At 49.1% G+C, this 17,015-nt stretch carries 15 protein-coding genes, 1 tRNA gene and 1 other RNA gene; 14 read left to right on the top strand and 3 right to left on the bottom strand.

Annotation, left to right across the window (positions count from 1 at the left end):
- The first annotated feature begins 166 nt into the window (after positions 1–166).
- The 11 genes from MUB35_RS28075 to rnpB all read left to right on the top strand — a co-directional run bounded on the left by MUB35_RS28075 (position 167) and on the right by rnpB (position 11,209).
- The gene (locus MUB35_RS28075) at positions 167–1,138 is read left to right on the top strand and encodes an amidohydrolase family protein (protein WP_331477683.1); all 972 of its coding nucleotides are present in this window, start codon (positions 167–169) and stop codon (positions 1,136–1,138) included.
- Between the two features lie 82 nt (positions 1,139–1,220).
- Positions 1,221–1,304, top strand: a tRNA-Leu gene (locus MUB35_RS28080).
- A 444-nt stretch (positions 1,305–1,748) separates the two neighbouring features.
- Complete coding sequence (locus MUB35_RS28085; protein ID WP_033143549.1) at positions 1,749–2,339, top strand: pentapeptide repeat-containing protein; 591 nt, start codon at positions 1,749–1,751, stop codon at positions 2,337–2,339.
- Positions 2,340–2,363: 24 nt separating this feature from the next.
- Positions 2,364–3,197: a deoxyribonuclease IV gene (locus MUB35_RS28090; protein ID WP_033143550.1), complete on the top strand. Its 834-nt coding sequence runs from the start codon at positions 2,364–2,366 to the stop codon at positions 3,195–3,197.
- 214 nt (positions 3,198–3,411) lie between these two features.
- A complete protein-coding gene (locus MUB35_RS28095; RefSeq protein ID WP_033143551.1) occupies positions 3,412–4,419 on the top strand; it encodes a deoxyguanosinetriphosphate triphosphohydrolase in 1,008 nt (335 codons plus the stop codon).
- Entirely contained in the window at positions 4,420–6,204 is a 1,785-nt protein-coding gene (gene dnaG, locus MUB35_RS28100; protein WP_033143552.1) for a DNA primase, read from the top strand.
- 40 nt (positions 6,205–6,244) lie between these two features.
- Entirely contained in the window at positions 6,245–7,369 is a 1,125-nt protein-coding gene (rpoD, locus tag MUB35_RS28105) for an RNA polymerase sigma factor RpoD (RefSeq protein WP_033143553.1), read from the top strand.
- Positions 7,370–7,380: 11 nt separating this feature from the next.
- Positions 7,381–8,136, top strand: coding sequence for a tRNA (adenine(22)-N(1))-methyltransferase (locus tag MUB35_RS28110; protein ID WP_227246748.1), 756 nt, complete (start codon positions 7,381–7,383; stop codon positions 8,134–8,136).
- Positions 8,133–8,915: a Nif3-like dinuclear metal center hexameric protein gene (locus MUB35_RS28115; RefSeq protein ID WP_118594139.1), complete on the top strand. Its 783-nt coding sequence runs from the start codon at positions 8,133–8,135 to the stop codon at positions 8,913–8,915. Before MUB35_RS28110 ends, MUB35_RS28115 begins: the two co-directional genes overlap by 4 nt.
- A gap of 196 nt (positions 8,916–9,111) precedes the next feature.
- Positions 9,112–10,779, top strand: coding sequence for a nucleoside kinase (locus tag MUB35_RS28120; RefSeq protein ID WP_033143555.1), 1,668 nt, complete (start codon positions 9,112–9,114; stop codon positions 10,777–10,779).
- A 79-nt stretch (positions 10,780–10,858) separates the two neighbouring features.
- An RNA gene (rnpB, locus tag MUB35_RS28125) (RNase P RNA component class A) lies at positions 10,859–11,209 on the top strand.
- A gap of 81 nt (positions 11,210–11,290) precedes the next feature.
- On the opposite strand, the gene MUB35_RS28130 is transcribed toward rnpB, so the two are convergent.
- Positions 11,291–12,589 carry an ATP-binding protein gene (locus MUB35_RS28130; RefSeq protein ID WP_033143344.1) on the bottom strand — a complete coding sequence of 433 codons (1,299 nt, stop codon included), beginning with the start codon at positions 12,587–12,589 and terminating at the stop codon, positions 11,291–11,293.
- A gap of 20 nt (positions 12,590–12,609) precedes the next feature.
- Positions 12,610–13,740, bottom strand: coding sequence for a prephenate dehydratase (pheA, locus tag MUB35_RS28135; RefSeq protein WP_103732768.1), 1,131 nt, complete (start codon positions 13,738–13,740; stop codon positions 12,610–12,612).
- A 235-nt stretch (positions 13,741–13,975) separates the two neighbouring features.
- Between pheA and MUB35_RS28140 the strand changes: the two genes are divergently transcribed.
- The 3 genes from MUB35_RS28140 to MUB35_RS28150 all read left to right on the top strand — a co-directional run bounded on the left by MUB35_RS28140 (position 13,976) and on the right by MUB35_RS28150 (position 15,820).
- Positions 13,976–14,365, top strand: coding sequence for a putative ABC transporter permease (locus MUB35_RS28140; protein WP_033143346.1), 390 nt, complete (start codon positions 13,976–13,978; stop codon positions 14,363–14,365).
- A gap of 100 nt (positions 14,366–14,465) precedes the next feature.
- A complete protein-coding gene (gene pyrB / locus MUB35_RS28145; protein WP_033143347.1) occupies positions 14,466–15,389 on the top strand; it encodes an aspartate carbamoyltransferase in 924 nt (307 codons plus the stop codon).
- On the top strand, positions 15,383–15,820 hold the full coding sequence (locus MUB35_RS28150) for an aspartate carbamoyltransferase regulatory subunit (RefSeq protein WP_227246742.1): 438 nt from the start codon (positions 15,383–15,385) through the stop codon (positions 15,818–15,820). The genes pyrB and MUB35_RS28150 overlap by 7 nt, the downstream gene beginning before the upstream one ends.
- A gap of 161 nt (positions 15,821–15,981) precedes the next feature.
- Here MUB35_RS28150 and MUB35_RS28155 read toward each other — a convergent pair whose 3' ends face one another.
- On the bottom strand, positions 15,982–16,914 hold the full coding sequence (locus MUB35_RS28155; protein WP_244807221.1) for a ketopantoate reductase family protein: 933 nt from the start codon (positions 16,912–16,914) through the stop codon (positions 15,982–15,984).
- Positions 16,915–17,015 lie beyond the last annotated feature (101 nt).

The raw sequence follows: 17,015 nt of genomic DNA on the forward strand, positions 1-17,015 counted from the left end.
TGTTTAATAATCAGGGAGCAATTAGTGTGATTGTCCAGCTTTAGGGAAGCACCTGGAAGAGGCGTCTAAAATGAAGGGACTACACTAATTCGATTGTCCACTGTTATGGGTACATTATAAGTAGCCGGAAAGCTGAGATGGTTTGTGAGGGAAAAGAGAAATAGGGATGAAGCTGAGGAAGGAGGATGTTTGGGTTATGAGAGATGAGGATGTGAATGGAGTTGGGGAGACAGAAAGGGCAGGGGAGATGTTTGTCGAGAGGCAGAGGATGTTTGGGGAGTGTCATGCGCATGTGTTTATGGATGGAGTAAATTACAAAGAGGCTGTGAAGAGGCATTTGAATGGGGTGGATGAAGGGGTGATCCGGAGGCATTTTGAGATGTATCGGGAGAAGGGGATTGCGTTTGTGAGGGATGGAGGGGACTATCTGGGGGTCTCGGAAAGGGCAAGGGAGATTGCGCCGGAGTATGGGATTGATTACCGGACGCCGATTTTTGCCATACACAGGAAAGGGTGTTACGGGGGAATTGTGGGGAAGGGATTTGAAAATATGAGGGAGTATGCGGAGCTTGTGAGGGAGGTTAAAGCACGCAGGGGGGATTTTATTAAGATCATGACTACGGGAATCATGGATTTTGATACGGATGGGGGGATTACAGGGGAGGCACTTCCTTTTGAGGAAGTGAAGGAGATGGTGCATATTGCACATGAAGAGGGGTTTGCGGTGATGTGTCATACGAATGGGGCCGGGCCTGTGGCGGATTTAGTGAGGGCCGGGGCGGATAGTGTGGAGCATGGGAATTATGTTTCGGAGGAGACACTGCAGATGATGGCGGAATCGGATATTGTCTGGGTGCCTACGATCACTGTGGTGGCCAATATGTTTGGGTGCGGAAGGTTTTCGGATGAACTGCTGCATGGGATTTATGAGAAGGGGAAGAATAATATCAGAAGGGGATTTGAATTGGGAGTACATATGGCACTGGGCAGCGACGCAGGTGCTTATCTGGTTCCGCATGGGCAGGGACTGCTGGATGAATGGCGCTGTTTTCGGGAATGTGTGGAGGATGAAAGTGTCTTAAAAGAGCGTATTTTTGAGGGAGAGGAAAAAATTAGAAAAAAATTCAGATTTTTTTAGCAAAAGGTATTGACGAACACGAAATTTGGTGATATACTTTCACTTGTCGTTCGGAAGTGATAACAAAGAGCGACAGAGAAAAGCGGGAGTGCTGGAACTGGCAGACAGGCTAGACTAAGGATCTAGTGGTCGCAAGATCGTGTGGGTTCAAGTCCCATCTCCCGCATTTATAAATCCGAATTTGATTCCGAGAGGAAACAGATTCGGATTTTTGTTATTCCGGTGAAAAGTTCTTCAGAATCAACAGATCCTTTGCAGGACAGCAGAAGACATTCGGGACAGGTACGTGAAGGGGCAGGGAATACAGCGGCGGTATCATGGGAGATGCCGCTGTTTTTGAATGACAGCATGTAGATGAAGTGACAGAGTAATAAGGCACAGGATAGAAAAGGTACAGGATGGCAAAATACAGAACGCTAAGTGTACAGAAAGCGAAAGGTACAGAACGCTAAGTGTACAGAAAGCGAAAGGTACAGAACGCTAAGTGTACAGAAAGCGAAAGGCACAGAAAGCGAAAAGTACAGAACGCTAAGGGAGCAGAAAGCAAAAGGTACAGAACGCTAAGGGCACAGAAAACTAAAGCAGCAGAAAGTAAAAGAGGCATCGACTTATGGAAGAAAAGTATTATGAAGCTCAGGTATTTAAAGATTTAAAAATAAACGATGAAATTTTTGAGGGTTATAAGTTTACAGACTGTGAATTTGAAAACTGTGTCTTTGAGTCTTGCAGGCTCCTCAGCTGTTCTTTTTCAGGCTGCAGTTTTATAAAGTGTACAGTGATGAGCCTGGAGGCGGAGGCCCATTCCCGGATACAGTATGTGGAATTTGACAGGTGTAATCTGATTGGTGTGCACTGGGAAGAGCTGATGCCGGACGGTGCATTTGCTGAGCCGATAAAGGGATTTTACGGCTGTCGGTTGAAGTATAATACATTTTCGGAGATGAATCTGAAAAAGTTTGATTTTACAGGAAATGAGATTTCAGATTCCATGTTCGCGGACTGCCGGCTTCAGGAAAGCAGAATGAAGGGCTGTAAGCTTGAGGGAACAGAATTTTTTAAATGTGACCTGAGAAAAGCGGACTTGCGGGGAACTGCCGGGTATCAGATGGATATCCGGTCATGTAAACTAAACGGAGCCAGTTTCTCTTTTCCGGAAGTGGTGAATCTGCTGAACGGATTGGAAATTGAGATAGAGTATTGATAAAGAGAAAACGGAGGAAATTATATGCTGACAATAGGATGTCATTTATCCTCAGCCAAAGGATACGAGGCCATGGGGAAAGAAGCGGTTAAGATACAGGCAAACACCTTTCAGTTTTTTACCAGAAACCCCAGAGGCGGTAAGGCGAAGGAGATAAAGGAGGAGGATGTGGAAAAGTTTTTGAAGCTTGCACAGGAGCAGGATTTTCCCTGTATTCTTGCCCACGCGCCCTATACCCTGAATGGCTGTTCCGCGGATGAGGGAATCCGGGAGTTTGCCAAAAACACCATGGCGGATGATTTAAAGAGAATGGAATACACGCCGGGAAACTGTTACAATTTTCATCCGGGCAGCCATGTGAAGCAGGGGGTAGAGATTGGGATTACCTATATAGCCGGGATGCTGAATGAGATTCTTTCAAAGGAACAGCGGACCACAGTGCTGCTTGAAACCATGGCCGGAAAGGGCAGTGAGGTGGGCAGGACCTTTGAGGAGTTAAGAGAGATCCTGGACCGGGTGGAGCTTCAGGAGAAAATGGGAGTGTGTCTGGATACCTGCCATGTGTATGACGGCGGATACGATATTGTGGGGGACCTGGACGGTGTCCTGACAGAGTTTGACCGAGTGATAGGACTTGACAGGCTGAAGGCGGTACATTTGAATGACAGTATGTTCGGGTTTGGGAGCCATAAGGACAGACATGCCAAAATCGGAGAGGGAAAGATTGGATTTGAGGCCATGAAGCGGATCATCAATCACCCGAGTTTGAGAAAACTGCCCTTTTATCTGGAGACACCCAACGACCTGGAGGGATACGCAAGGGAGATCGCCATGCTGAAAGAGGCATATATGGAGTAGAATTACGGGAGATATGCACGAATTTCCCGGCAGAGGAAAAAGATTGGCCGCTCTGCCGGGAAATTTTTGCTGTTTATGAGGGAATGTGCGGGGAAAGAAAAAAATTGCGAAATTTTTGCCAAAGAAAAAGGAAATCCCTGTTTTATGCGTAATAATGTATATGAGAAAGTTTTTTTACTGGCTTTGCTTTTGAAGAGAGAAGGTGAGCTGCCGAATGAATATCCGTGAGGAAATGGAACAAAGGGAGATGGAACTGTTAAGTCCTTATGCTGCCCACAGCAGGGACAGCAGGGGCAGGGACCGTTATGAGGAGGAGTGTGATATCCGGACGGTGTACCAGCGGGACCGGGACAGGATCCTGCACTGTAAGTCTTTTCGGAGACTGAAGGATAAGACCCAGGTCTTTCTGGCGCCTCAGGGGGATCACTACAGGAACCGTCTGACCCATACCCTGGAAGTTTCCCAGACTGCCAGAACCATTGCGAAGGCCCTGAGGCTGAATGATGATCTGGTTGAGGCCATTGCTCTGGGGCATGATCTGGGGCATACGCCCTTCGGACACGCGGGGGAGAGAGCCCTTGACAGGGTCTGCCCTCTTGGATTTGCCCATTACAGGCAGAGCATTCGAGTGGTGGAGTGTCTGGAGAAGAACGGCGAGGGACTCAATCTTACCTGGGAGGTGCGGGACGGAATCCTGAACCACAGGACCAGCGGTTCTCCCCATACCCTGGAGGGACAGATCGTACGGCTCTGCGACAAGATATCCTATATCCATCACGATATGGATGATGCCCAGCGGGCAGGGGTCATCACAGAAGATGATATTCCCATTACCCTGCGCCTTTTACTGGGTGAGAACACAAAAGAACGGCTTAACACCTTTATTCATGATATTGTGGACAACAGCAGAGGGAAAGATACCATACGCATGTCCCCTGAGATTGAGGAGGGATTGCGTGACCTTCGGAACATTATGTTCCAGAATGTCTATCTGAATCCCGTTGCGAAAGAGGAAGAGGAAAAGGCGGAGAACCTGGTGGAAGCCCTGTACGGCTACTACAGCACCAAGCCGGATCAGATGTCCGAGGAGTATAAACGGCTGCTTAGGGACGGTGAGGAGATGAACCGGGTTGTCTGTGACTATATTTCCGGTATGACGGATCAATATTCCATGGAAAAATTCAGGGATATTTTTGTTCCGAAAGGATGGAGTGTTTACTAGATGTTTTATTCCGATGACATAATTGAAGAAGTCCGCATGAAAAATGACATTGTGGATGTCATTTCCGGTTATGTGCGGCTGCAGAAAAAGGGCAGCTCCTACTTTGGCCTGTGCCCTTTCCACAATGAAAAATCACCCTCCTTTTCCGTAAGCCCCGGCAAGCAGATGTATTACTGCTTCGGGTGCGGGGCAGGGGGAAATGTGTTCACCTTTATAATGGAGTATGAGAATTTCACCTTCATAGAGGCTGTGAAATACCTGGCTGAGCGGGCAGGGGTAAAACTGCCGGAGGGAGAGTATTCCAAAGAACAGAGGGCTGCCGCGGATTTGAAGACGGTTCTTCTGGAGGTGAACAAAAAAGCAGCCTCCTACTACTATTATCAATTAAAGCAGGAGAGCGGCAGGCAGGCTTATGAGTATCTGAAAAACAGGGAATTGTCGGATGAAACCATTAAGAGTTTCGGGCTTGGCTATTCCAGCAAATATTCGGACAGCCTGTACCGGTATCTGAAAGGAAAAGGCTATTCCGATGCCATTTTAAAAGAGTCCGGCCTGTTCTCCGCGGATGAGAGATATGGAATGCATGACAAGTTCTGGAACCGTGTCATGTTTCCCATTATGGATGTAAATAACCGGGTGATCGGTTTCGGCGGCCGCGTCATGGGCGACGCCAAGCCCAAATATCTGAACTCACCGGAGACGAAGATCTTTGACAAGAGCCGAAACCTGTACGGGCTTAACATTGCCAGAAAATCCAGGAAGAACTATCTGATCGTCTGTGAGGGGTATATGGATGTGATCTCCATGCACCAGGCAGGCTTTACCAATGCAGTGGCGTCCCTGGGAACGGCTCTTACAAGCGGACATGCCAGCCTTATGAGCCGCTACACCAAGGAAGTGCTTCTTACCTATGACAGTGATGAGGCCGGGCAGAAAGCCGCACTCAGGGGAATTCCCATTCTCAGGGAGGCAGGCATCAAGCCCAGAGTGGTGAATCTGGCGCCTTACAAGGACCCGGATGAATTTATCAAGGCTGAGGGACAGGAGGCTTTTGAAAAACGGCTTTCTGAGGCTATGAACTATTTTCTGTTTGAGGTACAGGTCATGGAACGGCAGTATAATCTGGCGGACCCTGAGGACAAAACAGAATTTTACAGAGCAATTGCAAAAAAACTGCTGGAATTTCCGGAGGAACTTGAGCGTAACAATTACATGGAGAGTATTTCCCGGAAATACCAGATACGTTATGAAGACCTGCGGCGCATGGTGAATAACCTGGCCCTGTCAGGCACGGGCATCTCGGCAAAACCGAAGGCCCCTGCAAAAGAGCGGAAACGGGAGAAGAAAGAGGACGGCAGAGACGCTTCCCAGAAGCTGATGCTGACCTGGCTTACCTCCTATCCGAAAATGTTTGACACCATTGAGGGCTATATAGGCCCGGATGATTTTACAACGCCCCTGTTTCACCAGGTGGCAGAACTTTTATTTGAACAGCACGAACAAGGGGAGGTCAATCCGGCTAAGCTTTTGAACCGGTTCACTGACAGCGAAGAACAAAAGGAAGTTACATCCTTATTTCACGCAACCCTGCATCTGGAAAATGACCAGGAGCGCAGGCGCGCTCTTCGGGAAACCGTCTGCAGGATGAAACGGGACAGCATTGCGCACCAGAGCCAGTCTCTGGCGCCGACGGACATTGCAGGCCTGCAGAGACTTGTAGAGGCAAAAAAACATCTGGAAGAAATTGAAAGTGGAAAGGTAACACTGCATATTTCTTTTGATTGAGGCAAAGATATAATTAAGTAATGAGAGGATGGAACATTTTATGGAAATGAACATGGCGAAATTCAGCGAAAAACTGCAGGAATTGGTGGAGCTGGGAAAGAAAAAGAAAAATGTCCTGGAATATCAGGAGATCAATGACCATTTCAAGGAAATGCCCCTGGACCCTGACGCCCTGGACAAAGTATTTGACTATCTGGAATCCTGCGGTATTGACGTGCTGCGCATTCCGGAGAGCGATGAGGATGTTTTTATCATCAGCGATGATGACGGCATCAACCTGGACGAGGAGGAAGAGGTAGATGTGGAGAATATCGACCTTTCCGTTCCGGAAGGTGTCAGCATCGAAGATCCTGTCCGCATGTATTTAAAAGAGATCGGCAAGGTGCCCCTTCTGTCCGCAGAGGAGGAAATTGAGCTGGCAAAGCGTATGGAAGAGGGAGACGAGGCGGCCAAGAAACGTCTGGCAGAGGCCAACTTAAGATTGGTTGTCAGCATCGCGAAACGATATGTAGGGCGCGGTATGCTGTTTCTGGATCTGATCCAGGAGGGAAATCTGGGTCTTATCAAAGCTGTGGAAAAGTTTGACTACAGAAAAGGATATAAATTCTCCACATATGCTACCTGGTGGATCCGCCAGGCCATCACAAGAGCCATTGCAGACCAGGCACGTACCATCCGTATCCCTGTGCATATGGTGGAGACCATCAACAAACTGATCCGTGTGTCACGCCAGCTTCTGCAGGAACTGGGCAGAGAGCCGCAGCCGGAGGAGATTGCAGAGAAGATGGATATGTCCGTGGACAGAGTCCGTGAGATCCTGAAGATCTCCCAGGAACCCGTATCCCTGGAGACTCCCATCGGTGAGGAGGAAGACAGCCATCTGGGAGATTTTATCCAGGATGACAATGTGCCTGTCCCGGCAGACGCCGCTGCCTTCACACTTTTAAAAGAACAGCTAGTGGAGGTTTTAAACACGCTGACAGACAGAGAGCAGAAGGTTCTCCGCCTGCGCTTCGGCTTGGATGACGGAAGAGCCAGGACACTGGAAGAAGTGGGCAAGGAGTTCAATGTGACCAGGGAGCGTATCCGCCAGATCGAGGCGAAAGCACTCCGTAAACTGCGCCACCCCAGCCGCAGCCGCAAATTAAAGGATTATCTGGATTAAGGATGAACAGTATGAAGAATGTGCAGCTTTCGGACAGGCTTCGCGCTGTGGCATCCCTGGTGACACCCGGCAGCAGGATCGCGGATGTGGGGTGTGACCACGGCTATATTCCTATTTATCTGTATCTGGAAGGAAGGATACCGGGAGCCATTGCCATGGATGTAAACCGGGGTCCTCTTCTTCGGGCAGAGGAGCATATTAGGGAATATGGGCTGGGAAAATACATAGAAACCCGCCTCTCTGATGGTGTAAAAGCCCTGTCAGCCGGTGAGGCGGATACCGTCATCATAGCCGGCATGGGCGGCCCGCTCATGGAGAAGATCCTGACAGAGGGCAGCGAGGTGCTGAACACCGTATCGGAGCTGGTTCTTCAGCCTCAGTCGGAGATTGGCCGGTTCCGGCATTTTCTGCTGGACCACGGGTACCGGATCACGGCGGAGGATATGGTGTTTGAGGACGGTAAATATTACCCCATGATGAAAGCCATACGCGGGGAACAGTGCTATGAGGAGGAGATCGAGTATCTCTTTGGCAGTGCTCTTCTGAAAAACCGGAATCCGGTTCTTACGCAGTTTCTTTTAAAGGAACAGTCCTCTGTGGAAAAAATCATGGAGCATCTAAAGAACACGGATACCAGGACAGGCAGAGAGCGGCTTTTGGAATTGGAACAGGAGCTTTTTTATATTAAAAAAGCGCTTGGGCTTGACAGCAGCGGACAGAAGCCCATATCCGGTATCTGTCAGAAACATGCGAGGCAACAGATATGAAATGTAAAGAGATTATAGAAATTTTGGAAAAAGAATATAACCCGTCCTTTGCGGAGAGCTGGGACAATGTGGGGCTTCTGGCTGGCGACAGGGAGAGGGAAGTCAAAAAAGTCTTCCTTGCGCTTGATGTGACAGATGAGACTCTGAAGGCAGCCATTGATTTCGGCGCGGATATGATGATCACCCACCATCCTCTGATTTTTTCCGGTATGAAACGCGTGGTGGCGGAGGATTTTATCGGCCGCAGGATCATTGGGCTGATCGGGAATCATATCAGTTATTATGCCATGCATACCAACTTTGACATTCTGGGCATGGCGGACTTGAGCGCGGATATCCTTAAGCTGACAGACCGTGAAGTGCTGGAAGTGACTTTTGAGGAGGGGGAGCGAAGAGAAGGAATCGGAAGAATCGGTTCCCTTCCCTGTAAAATGACGCTGAAAGACTGCGCGCTGTTTGTAAAAGAACAGTTTGAGCTTCCCCATGTGACGGTTTACGGCAGTCTGGATACAGAGGTGGAACGGGCCGCTGTCTGCACCGGCTCGGGCAAGAGTCTCATGAAGGATGTCATGGAAAAAAAGGCACAGGTCTATATAACCGGAGACGTGGATTACCACACTGCCATTGACGCGGTGGCACAGGGGGTATGTATCATTGACGCGGGACATTACGGAACCGAATATATATTTATGGAATATATGAGGCGTAAGCTTGCGAAAAAGCTGCCTGAACTGGAAGTGAGCAAGATGGAAGTCCGGCATCCCTGTGCAGTCCTTTGAACTTAGATTGGGCGGGTCAGAATAACTGCCCTGTAAAGTGCATAGACTGATATAACGGAGTTAAACTGTGATGCACCGGCGAAGCAGAGCCGGTGCGTTTTTTGATACTGGCCGCAAGCGGTCCATTCCGGTGGGGCGAGTCCGGTGCACCGGACACTTTATTATAAAAGAAGTGATAAGTGAACAGGAGGTATCTATGAGCGACAGAAATATAGCGGTAAAGATTCTGGGAAAGACAAAAGAATATCCGTACGGCACGCCATACGCGAAGATCGTGGAGGAGTATGAGGGGACAACCAGATATCCCATTGTGCTGGTGATGAAGAACGGCAAGCTCTGCGAGCTGCATAAAAAATTGAAAAAACCGGGCACTCTGGAATTTGTGACCACCGCGGATGAGATCGGACATAAGACATATAAGAGAAGCGCCTCCCTGCTTGTCTTAAAGGCGGTCTATCATGTGGCAGGCCATGAAAATATAAAGAAGGCTGTCCTTCATTATTCTGTCAGCTCAGGATATTACTTCACCATCGACGGAAATGTTAAGATAGACGAAAAATTCCTGGCTGAGGTCAAGGCATACATGCTGCAGCTTGTGGAGGAAAGAATCCCCATTTTGAAGCGGAGCGTGGGCACGGACGAGGCCATTGAAATTTTCCACAACCACGGAATGTATGACAAGGAGAAACTGTTCCGGTACCGCCGGGTATCCAGGGTCAACATATACAGTCTGGGTGATTTTGAGGATTATTTTTACGGCTTCATGGTAAATCATACGGGATATCTCAAATATTTTGATCTGTATCCCTACGACGAGGGATTCGTGCTCCAGCTTCCGGAGCAGAAAGACCCGGAGACTGTGCCGCCGTTTCATCCGCAGCCGAAAATATTCCAGGTGCAGAAGGAGTCCGGCCGCTGGGGTGAGATGATGCAGACAGACACCGTAGGGGATTTGAACGGACAGGTGACGCAGCAGGGGGCAAACGAACTGATCCTCATTGCCGAAGCGCTCCAGGAGGGCAAAATATCCAAGATCGCAGACCAGATCGTGGCTGCGGGAGACAAGAAGTTTATCATGATCGCGGGGCCCTCCTCCTCGGGTAAGACCACATTTTCCCACAGGCTGTCCATTCAGCTTTCTGCCCATGGACTGCATCCCCATCCCATTGCAGTGGACAATTATTTCCTGAACAGGGAGCAGACCCCGCTGGATGAGCATGGGAATTATAATTTTGAGTGCCTGGAGGCCATTGATATCCGGCAGTTTAATGAGGATATGAATGCACTTTTAAGAGGAGAACGAGTGGAACTGCCGTCCTTTAATTTTAAGATCGGTCAGAGAGAGTACAAGGGTGATTATCTGCAGCTCGGCGCGGATGACATTCTGGTCATAGAGGGGATTCACGGGCTGAATGACAAGCTCAGTGAGACATTGCCGAAGGAGAGCAAGTTCAAAATATATGTGAGCGCCCTGACCCAGATCAACATTGATGAACACAACAGGATTCCCACAACAGACGGCAGGCTCATAAGGCGGATCGTCAGGGATTCCAGGACAAGAGGAACCTCTGCAAAGCATACTATCGCCATGTGGAATTCCGTGAGAAGAGGGGAGGAGCAGTACATTTTCCCCTATCAGGAGTCTGCGGATGTGATGTTTAATTCCGCTCTCATCTATGAGCTGGCGGTGCTGAAAATGTACGCGGAGCCCCTGCTTTTCGGGATCACACCGGAAGAGCCGGAGTACAATGAGGCAAAGAGGATACTGAAATTCCTGGATTATTTCGTGGGAATGCCGGCAGATGCGGTGCCCCATAACTCCATTCTCAGGGAATTTATCGGAGGCGGCTGTTTTGATGTCTGATCCGGGGAAGGGAATGGGTGCGGCAGGCATTTTTGGTTATTTACAAATTGGTTTTGCTGTGTTAAAATGACGTTTGTGTCAAGTAGAATGAATGATCGCGGCTGGCAGGACCGAAAGGGGCCAGGTGAGGAAAGTCCGGGCTTCGCAGGGCAGGATGCCGGATAACGTCCGGTGGAGGTGACTCCAAGGATAGTGCAACAGAAATGTACCGCCAGTGTTTCACTGGTAAGGGTGGAAGGGCAGTGTAAGAGACTACCGCCTTCCTGGTAACAGGGAGGGCATATGTAAACCCCATCCGAAGCAAGACCGAATGAAAAGCAATGTGGCTGCCCGTCACGCTTTTAGGTGGGTCGCTTGAGTCTGCTGGCAACAGCAGAACTAGACAGATGATCGTTCACGACATAACCCGGCTTACAGTTCTGCTTGAAACAAAAGGAAAAACGCCTGGTATGTATGTCTGACCGGAACTCTTCGGAGTTTTGGCCATGCATGCATACCAGGCGTTTTGCTGTTACTGCTGTCCCAGAAGGTAGTCGATAAACTGCTGGGCTGTACGGCCGGAGAAGCCGCCGTGCTGGAGTTCCCAGGCGTTGGCTTTCAGGAGCAGTTCATCCCGGTCCATGGTGATGCCGTTTCGCCGGGCCAGGGAGGTAACGATCTCCTGGAATTCTTTTTTGTCCGGGGAACCGAAATAGATGGTCACACCAAAGCGGGATACCAGGGAGAGCTTTTCCTGTACCGTGTCGTTTGTGTGCAGGTCATCGTTTCTGTCCTCCTTGTCGCTGAAACGCTCACGGACCAGATGGCGGCGGTTGGAGGTGGCGTAGATCAGAATATTGTCCGGCTTTTTCTCCAGACCGCCTTCGATCACGGCCTTCAGATATTTATATTCGATCTCGAAGTCCTCAAAGGACAGGTCATCCATATAGATGATGAATTTGTAATTGCGGTTTTTGATCTGGGCAATGACGTCGTTTAAATCCTGGAACTGGTGTTTGTAGATTTCAATAATGCGGAGACCCTGTTCGTAATACTGGTTCAGAATGGCTTTGATGCTGGAGGATTTCCCTGTGCCCGCGTCACCAAAGAGAAGACAGTTGTTGGCGCGTTTTCCCTGGATAAAGGCTTCTGTGTTGTCGATAAGCTTTTTCTTTGCAATCTCGTAGCCCACCAGGTCATCAAGCTGTACATGGGCTATCTTTGTGATGGGGACAATGCGCGCATTGGCCTCTGTCTGCAGATGTTCCAGACGGAAGGCTTTGTGGAGGCCCAGCTTGCCCACGCCGAAATCCTTATAGAATTCCACCATATCATTCATGAATTCCTCCACATCCTCTGCCTGGCCAAGCCGCCGGCTCAGCGTACAGATGCGGTCGCGGATGCGCTTGTTGAACAGCTTGCTGTTCTCATCCACATTGGTGTAATCGCAGATCAGGGAACAGCAGGAAGTGCCGAAAGCCTGATCAAGAGCTGTCAGGTCAAAGTCGAACAGTTCCTTGAATATGGTAAAGTCGTGTTTTGCAAAATCGTTGATGCTGCCTTTTACCGGGCCTACGATCTCGCAGGCTGTGCTGAAGGCGTTTTCATGGTTGACCAGCAGAAAGGTTAGATAATTGTGCCAGAGGTTGCCGGCAAAGCCAAAGGAGCCGGCCATCTCCACAAGCTGGCCGGTACACCGGTAGAAGAGTTCTCTTAACTCTGCAAGAGACGGGTCTTTTGTTTCACAGGCCAGGAGGATGGAGAACATGCTTTCCAGTGTCTCCTCCTGGTCAAAATTGCGGTATAGGATGCATTCATTGATGTTTTTCATGGTTTTTCCTTCTTTTGTTTTTAGTAATTTCCGTGTACCCGAAGATTCCGGGCCTCGGATTTCAGGCCGCGCAGGGCATTTTTGACTGCGCTGTCACTTAGATTTCCCTCAAAATCCACGAAGAAGCGGTATTCCCAGTTGCGCTCCATAATGGGGCGGGATTCGATCTTCGTCATGTTCAGCCCATTGTAAATAAAGTGGGAGAGGCTGTTATACAGACTTCCGCTCTCATGGGGAAGTTCATAGCTGACACTGATCTTACGGGCATCCCGGCAGAAGATTTTCTCCCTGGTGACAATGATAAAACGTGTGGAATTGTTCACATTGGAGTATATCCCTTCCTCCAGAACGGCGAGGCCGAAATGTTCAGCCGCGTAACGGCTGGCAATGGCAGCCTGTGCCGGGTTTTTCTCATCAGCGACTTTCTTGGCAGCGGCAGCGGTATTGTTCCACTCCATCTGCTGCCAGTCCCTGTGCTTTTCCAGGAACTCCCTGCACTGCATCAGCGCCTGGGGATGGGAGTAGACCGTGTGGATATGGGAAAGGGATGTGCCGGGAAGTCCCATGAGCACATGCTCACAGGGAATGATCTGCTCGCCCACGATCACATGGTCGTACTCTGTGAGCAGGTCGTAAATATCCTGGACAATACCGGCTGTGGAATTTTCAATGGGGAGTACGGCAAAGTCAGCTTTTTCCATCCGGATAGCCTCCATGGCATCCTTCCAGGTATCCACAGAAAAGCTTTTGATCTCCGCTCCGAAAAAAGTGTGCATGGCGGCAAAACTGTAGGCACCCTCCACGCCCTGGAACACCACCGTGGCATTTTGCTTTTTCAAACCATCTATTTTGACAAAGTCTGATTTTTCTTCCATGCCGTTTTCCTGAAGAAGCTGGTACTGGCGTTTGCGGCTGATGGACATGATCTGCTGGAACAGTTCCTGCACGCCGCAGCGGTTAAAGTCATTGTGGGCTTTGCCGCCAAGGGAGTCCAGTTTTTCCTGTTCCCTGCTTTTATCAAAGACAGGTTTCCCTGTCTCAATCTTGAACTGCGCCACATTCTCGCAGATTTTCATCCGTTCTTCAAAGAGCTTTACGATACGGGTGTCAATTTCATCGATGTCGTTACGCATTTTTTGTAAATCTAACATACTTTTGTAACCTCTCCGTTTTTTGAATTAAATCCGCCCGGGTTTTGCAGGCGGACTTTCTGTTATTTATCATACACCGGCACTTTACAGTACGCAAGTCTTTTCTATGTATTCCATGTCTATAAAAAGAACTGTGCGCCTGCCGGGCAGTCTAGGCGAGTATCATTTAGCGGATTTGTATAATTTGAGCTTCTGAAATCCATAATAATAAGAAAAATAACAGGAGATAAAAAGCATGAAAAAGCATACCTTTCTGCTCTGCGGCACTGCCGGCTGGTGTATGGAGATTCTGTGGACCGGAGTCCATGCCATTCAGAAAAAGGATTTCCGGCTGATCGGGCAGTCCTCGATCTGGATGTTCCCTATTTATGGAATGGCTGCCTGTATCAGGCCGGTGTCCAAATGCCTGAAAGGATGTTCCACCTTTCTGCGGGGCAGTATTTATATGACGGGAATCTTTGCGGCGGAGCTGACCAGCGGCGCGCTGCTGAAGCATTTTCATATGTGTCCCTGGGACTACAGCAAGGCGAAGCTGAATTACAAAGGATTGATCCGTCTGGACTACGCACCGGTGTGGTTTGTGACAGGGCTTTTTTTTGAAAAGATACTGTCCGATAATTCTTGAAATTACCCCTGAACTGGTATATGATAGTACATGGTAATCGCACAGGAAGAACGCGCCTGTGGGAATACAAGATGATAATTATATACACAGGAGGTAATCTATGAGACACTTGATGAGTCCGCTGGATTTTTCCGTGGAAGAGCTGGATAAAGTCTTGAATCTGGCCAATGATATTGAAAAGAATCCGGAAAAGTACGCTCATGTCTGCGACGGCAAGATCATGGCGACTTTGTTTTATGAACCAAGTACAAGAACACGTTTGAGCTTTGAATCCGCTATGCTTCGTCTGGGCGGCAAGGTTCTGGGATTTTCCAGTGCAGATTCCAGTTCCGCTGCAAAAGGCGAGAGCGTTGCCGATACCATCCGCGTGGTTTCCTGCTACGCAGATATCTGTGCCATGCGCCATCCGAAAGAGGGGGCGCCGCTTGTGGCATCCATGGCATCTGAGATCCCTGTCATCAATGCCGGAGACGGCGGCCACCAGCATCCGACACAGACCCTGACCGATCTGCTTACGATCCGTTCTTTAAAAGGACGTCTTGATAATATCACCATCGGTCTGTGCGGAGACCTGAAATTCGGCCGTACCGTGCATTCTCTGATTGAAGCTTTAGTACGTTATACAGGTGTAAAATTTGTCCTCATCTCTCCGGAAGAGCTTCGTGTACCGGACTATATCAAAGAGGACGTGTTAAAAGCCAGCGGCCATGAATTTGAGGAAGTAGAGCGTCTGGAGGAAGTTCTTCCGAAACTTGACCTTCTCTACATGACCAGAGTACAGAAAGAGCGTTTCTTCAACGAGGAAGATTACGTCCGTATGAAAGACTTTTACATTCTGGACAAAGCCAAAATGGACCTGGCCGGACCGGACATGCTGGTGCTGCATCCCCTTCCCCGTGTGAATGAAATCTCCACAGAGGTGGACAGCGACCCGAGAGCCGCCTATTTCAAACAGGCCCAGTATGGTGTCTATGTCAGAATGGCACTGATTCTCACACTACTCAAGGAGGTGGACTTATGTTAAATGTTGGCCGTTTAAACGAAGGTGTGGTGCTTGACCACATCAAAGCCGGAAAATGCATGACCATTTACAAAGACCTGAAGCTTGACAAACTGGACTGCTGTGTGGCCCTCATCAAAAATGCCAGAAGCAAAAAAATGGGCAGAAAAGACATCATCAAAGTGGAATGTCCCATCGACACCCTGAACCTTGACATCCTCGGCTTCATTGACCACACTATTACCGTTAACATCATAAAAGACGGCGAGATCGTCCAGAAAAAAGAACTGGAGCTGCCTAAACAGATCACCAACGTGATCCAGTGCCGCAACCCCCGCTGCATCACCTCCATCGAACAGGAATTAGACCAGGTCTTCATCCTGTCCGACCCCGAAAAAGAAATCTACCGCTGCAAATACTGCGAAGAAAAATACCGTGGCAGCCGCAATAAATAATAAATTTTTTAGTATATAAAAACCTGCCTTCACAGTTTAACACATCTGAGGAGGCAGGTTTTTTCTTTTCAGAATGTAGTGCCTTAAAAAACCAGGAGGAGCCGCGCCAACAGATTCACACCCCCGGCCCCCATCCGGCGCGGCTCCTCCGTCCCCTTATTTTAAATCACCCCTTCATTCTTCTCCTCCAACACCCGTATCCCATGATAAAAAAACTCATTCAAAGGCGTCTCCACCCCCACTTCCTTCCCCATCCGAACCACAGCCCCCGCAAAAATATCCACCTCTGTCTTCCTCCCCGCCTCAATATCCTGCAGAGTCGATGGTTTATTCTCATAAGGAATCCTGGGAAACACCTTTCTCTGGGCCACAATATCCTCCTCGGACAAGGGAATCCCCTTTTTGTTTGCAATCGCCACCACCTCCCGCATGGCAGCCTCCCGAATCGCATTGGCATGTTCACTGACTACCCATGCCCCAAAAGGAATCCCCAGAATAGCGGCACTCTGGTTTTCGCTCACATTGCACATGAACTTATGCCACATATCATACACCATATCCTTCGGCACAATACACTTTATATTGGCCCGGTCAAACAGATTCTTCACGGCCTGCACCTGCGGGGAGATCACCGTGTTGTCCCGTTCCCCGATCTCAAAGCGCGCGTTCTCCTGCCGGAAGCTGACCTCATTTCCCTTCATCACTACACTGACTCTGGCGATGGAGTAGAGCAGATGTTCCCATCCGTATGTTTTGGCCACGACCTCCTCGCTCTCCACCCCGTTTAGGGGGCACATGAGAATGGTATCAGGTCCCACCTGGTTTTTCACATCCTGTACAGCCTGCTGAAGCCCACCCATTTTTGTGATCAGGATGACCAGGTCAGCAGGTTCCATTTTCTCCTCAGGGGATACCACATGAAAATACAGAGGTTCTCCATTTACGATAATACCGTTTTTCTCCAGCCTGTTTTTGCGCTCCCCGCCGGCAATGATCCGCAGGCCGCTGTATTCCAGCGCGTATTTTAAATGTGATGCCAGAAAGCTTCCAATGGCTCCCAGCCCGATGAGTGCAACGGTTTTGATTTCTTTCATATGTCTGTCCTCCTAAATATGATTTTTATTTTTAATTTTATCTTTAATCAGCCGGTTCTGCAAGAAATATCAGAAACGTGGTTAAAATTATGGATATGGAA

Origin of the sequence: Blautia sp. NSJ-175, assembly GCF_022867815.1 — a bacterium.
GTDB lineage: Bacteria > Bacillota > Clostridia > Lachnospirales > Lachnospiraceae > Blautia > Blautia celeris.

Excerpts from the sequence above, each read along its gene's own strand:
- MUB35_RS28075 (WP_331477683.1), top strand. The coding sequence starts at position 167 with ATGAAGCTGAGGAAGGAGGATGTTTGGGTTATGAGAGATGAGGATGTG.
- MUB35_RS28085 (WP_033143549.1), top strand. The coding sequence starts at position 1,749 with ATGGAAGAAAAGTATTATGAAGCTCAGGTATTTAAAGATTTAAAAATA.
- MUB35_RS28090 (WP_033143550.1), top strand. The coding sequence starts at position 2,364 with ATGCTGACAATAGGATGTCATTTATCCTCAGCCAAAGGATACGAGGCC.
- MUB35_RS28095 (WP_033143551.1), top strand. The coding sequence starts at position 3,412 with ATGAATATCCGTGAGGAAATGGAACAAAGGGAGATGGAACTGTTAAGT.
- dnaG (WP_033143552.1), top strand. The coding sequence starts at position 4,420 with ATGTTTTATTCCGATGACATAATTGAAGAAGTCCGCATGAAAAATGAC.
- rpoD (WP_033143553.1), top strand. The coding sequence starts at position 6,245 with ATGGAAATGAACATGGCGAAATTCAGCGAAAAACTGCAGGAATTGGTG.
- MUB35_RS28110 (WP_227246748.1), top strand. The coding sequence starts at position 7,381 with ATGAAGAATGTGCAGCTTTCGGACAGGCTTCGCGCTGTGGCATCCCTG.
- MUB35_RS28115 (WP_118594139.1), top strand. The coding sequence starts at position 8,133 with ATGAAATGTAAAGAGATTATAGAAATTTTGGAAAAAGAATATAACCCG.
- MUB35_RS28120 (WP_033143555.1), top strand. The coding sequence starts at position 9,112 with ATGAGCGACAGAAATATAGCGGTAAAGATTCTGGGAAAGACAAAAGAA.
- MUB35_RS28130 (WP_033143344.1), bottom strand. The coding sequence starts at position 12,589 with ATGAAAAACATCAATGAATGCATCCTATACCGCAATTTTGACCAGGAG.
- pheA (WP_103732768.1), bottom strand. The coding sequence starts at position 13,740 with ATGTTAGATTTACAAAAAATGCGTAACGACATCGATGAAATTGACACC.
- MUB35_RS28140 (WP_033143346.1), top strand. The coding sequence starts at position 13,976 with ATGAAAAAGCATACCTTTCTGCTCTGCGGCACTGCCGGCTGGTGTATG.
- pyrB (WP_033143347.1), top strand. The coding sequence starts at position 14,466 with ATGAGACACTTGATGAGTCCGCTGGATTTTTCCGTGGAAGAGCTGGAT.
- MUB35_RS28150 (WP_227246742.1), top strand. The coding sequence starts at position 15,383 with ATGTTAAATGTTGGCCGTTTAAACGAAGGTGTGGTGCTTGACCACATC.
- MUB35_RS28155 (WP_244807221.1), bottom strand. The coding sequence starts at position 16,914 with ATGAAAGAAATCAAAACCGTTGCACTCATCGGGCTGGGAGCCATTGGA.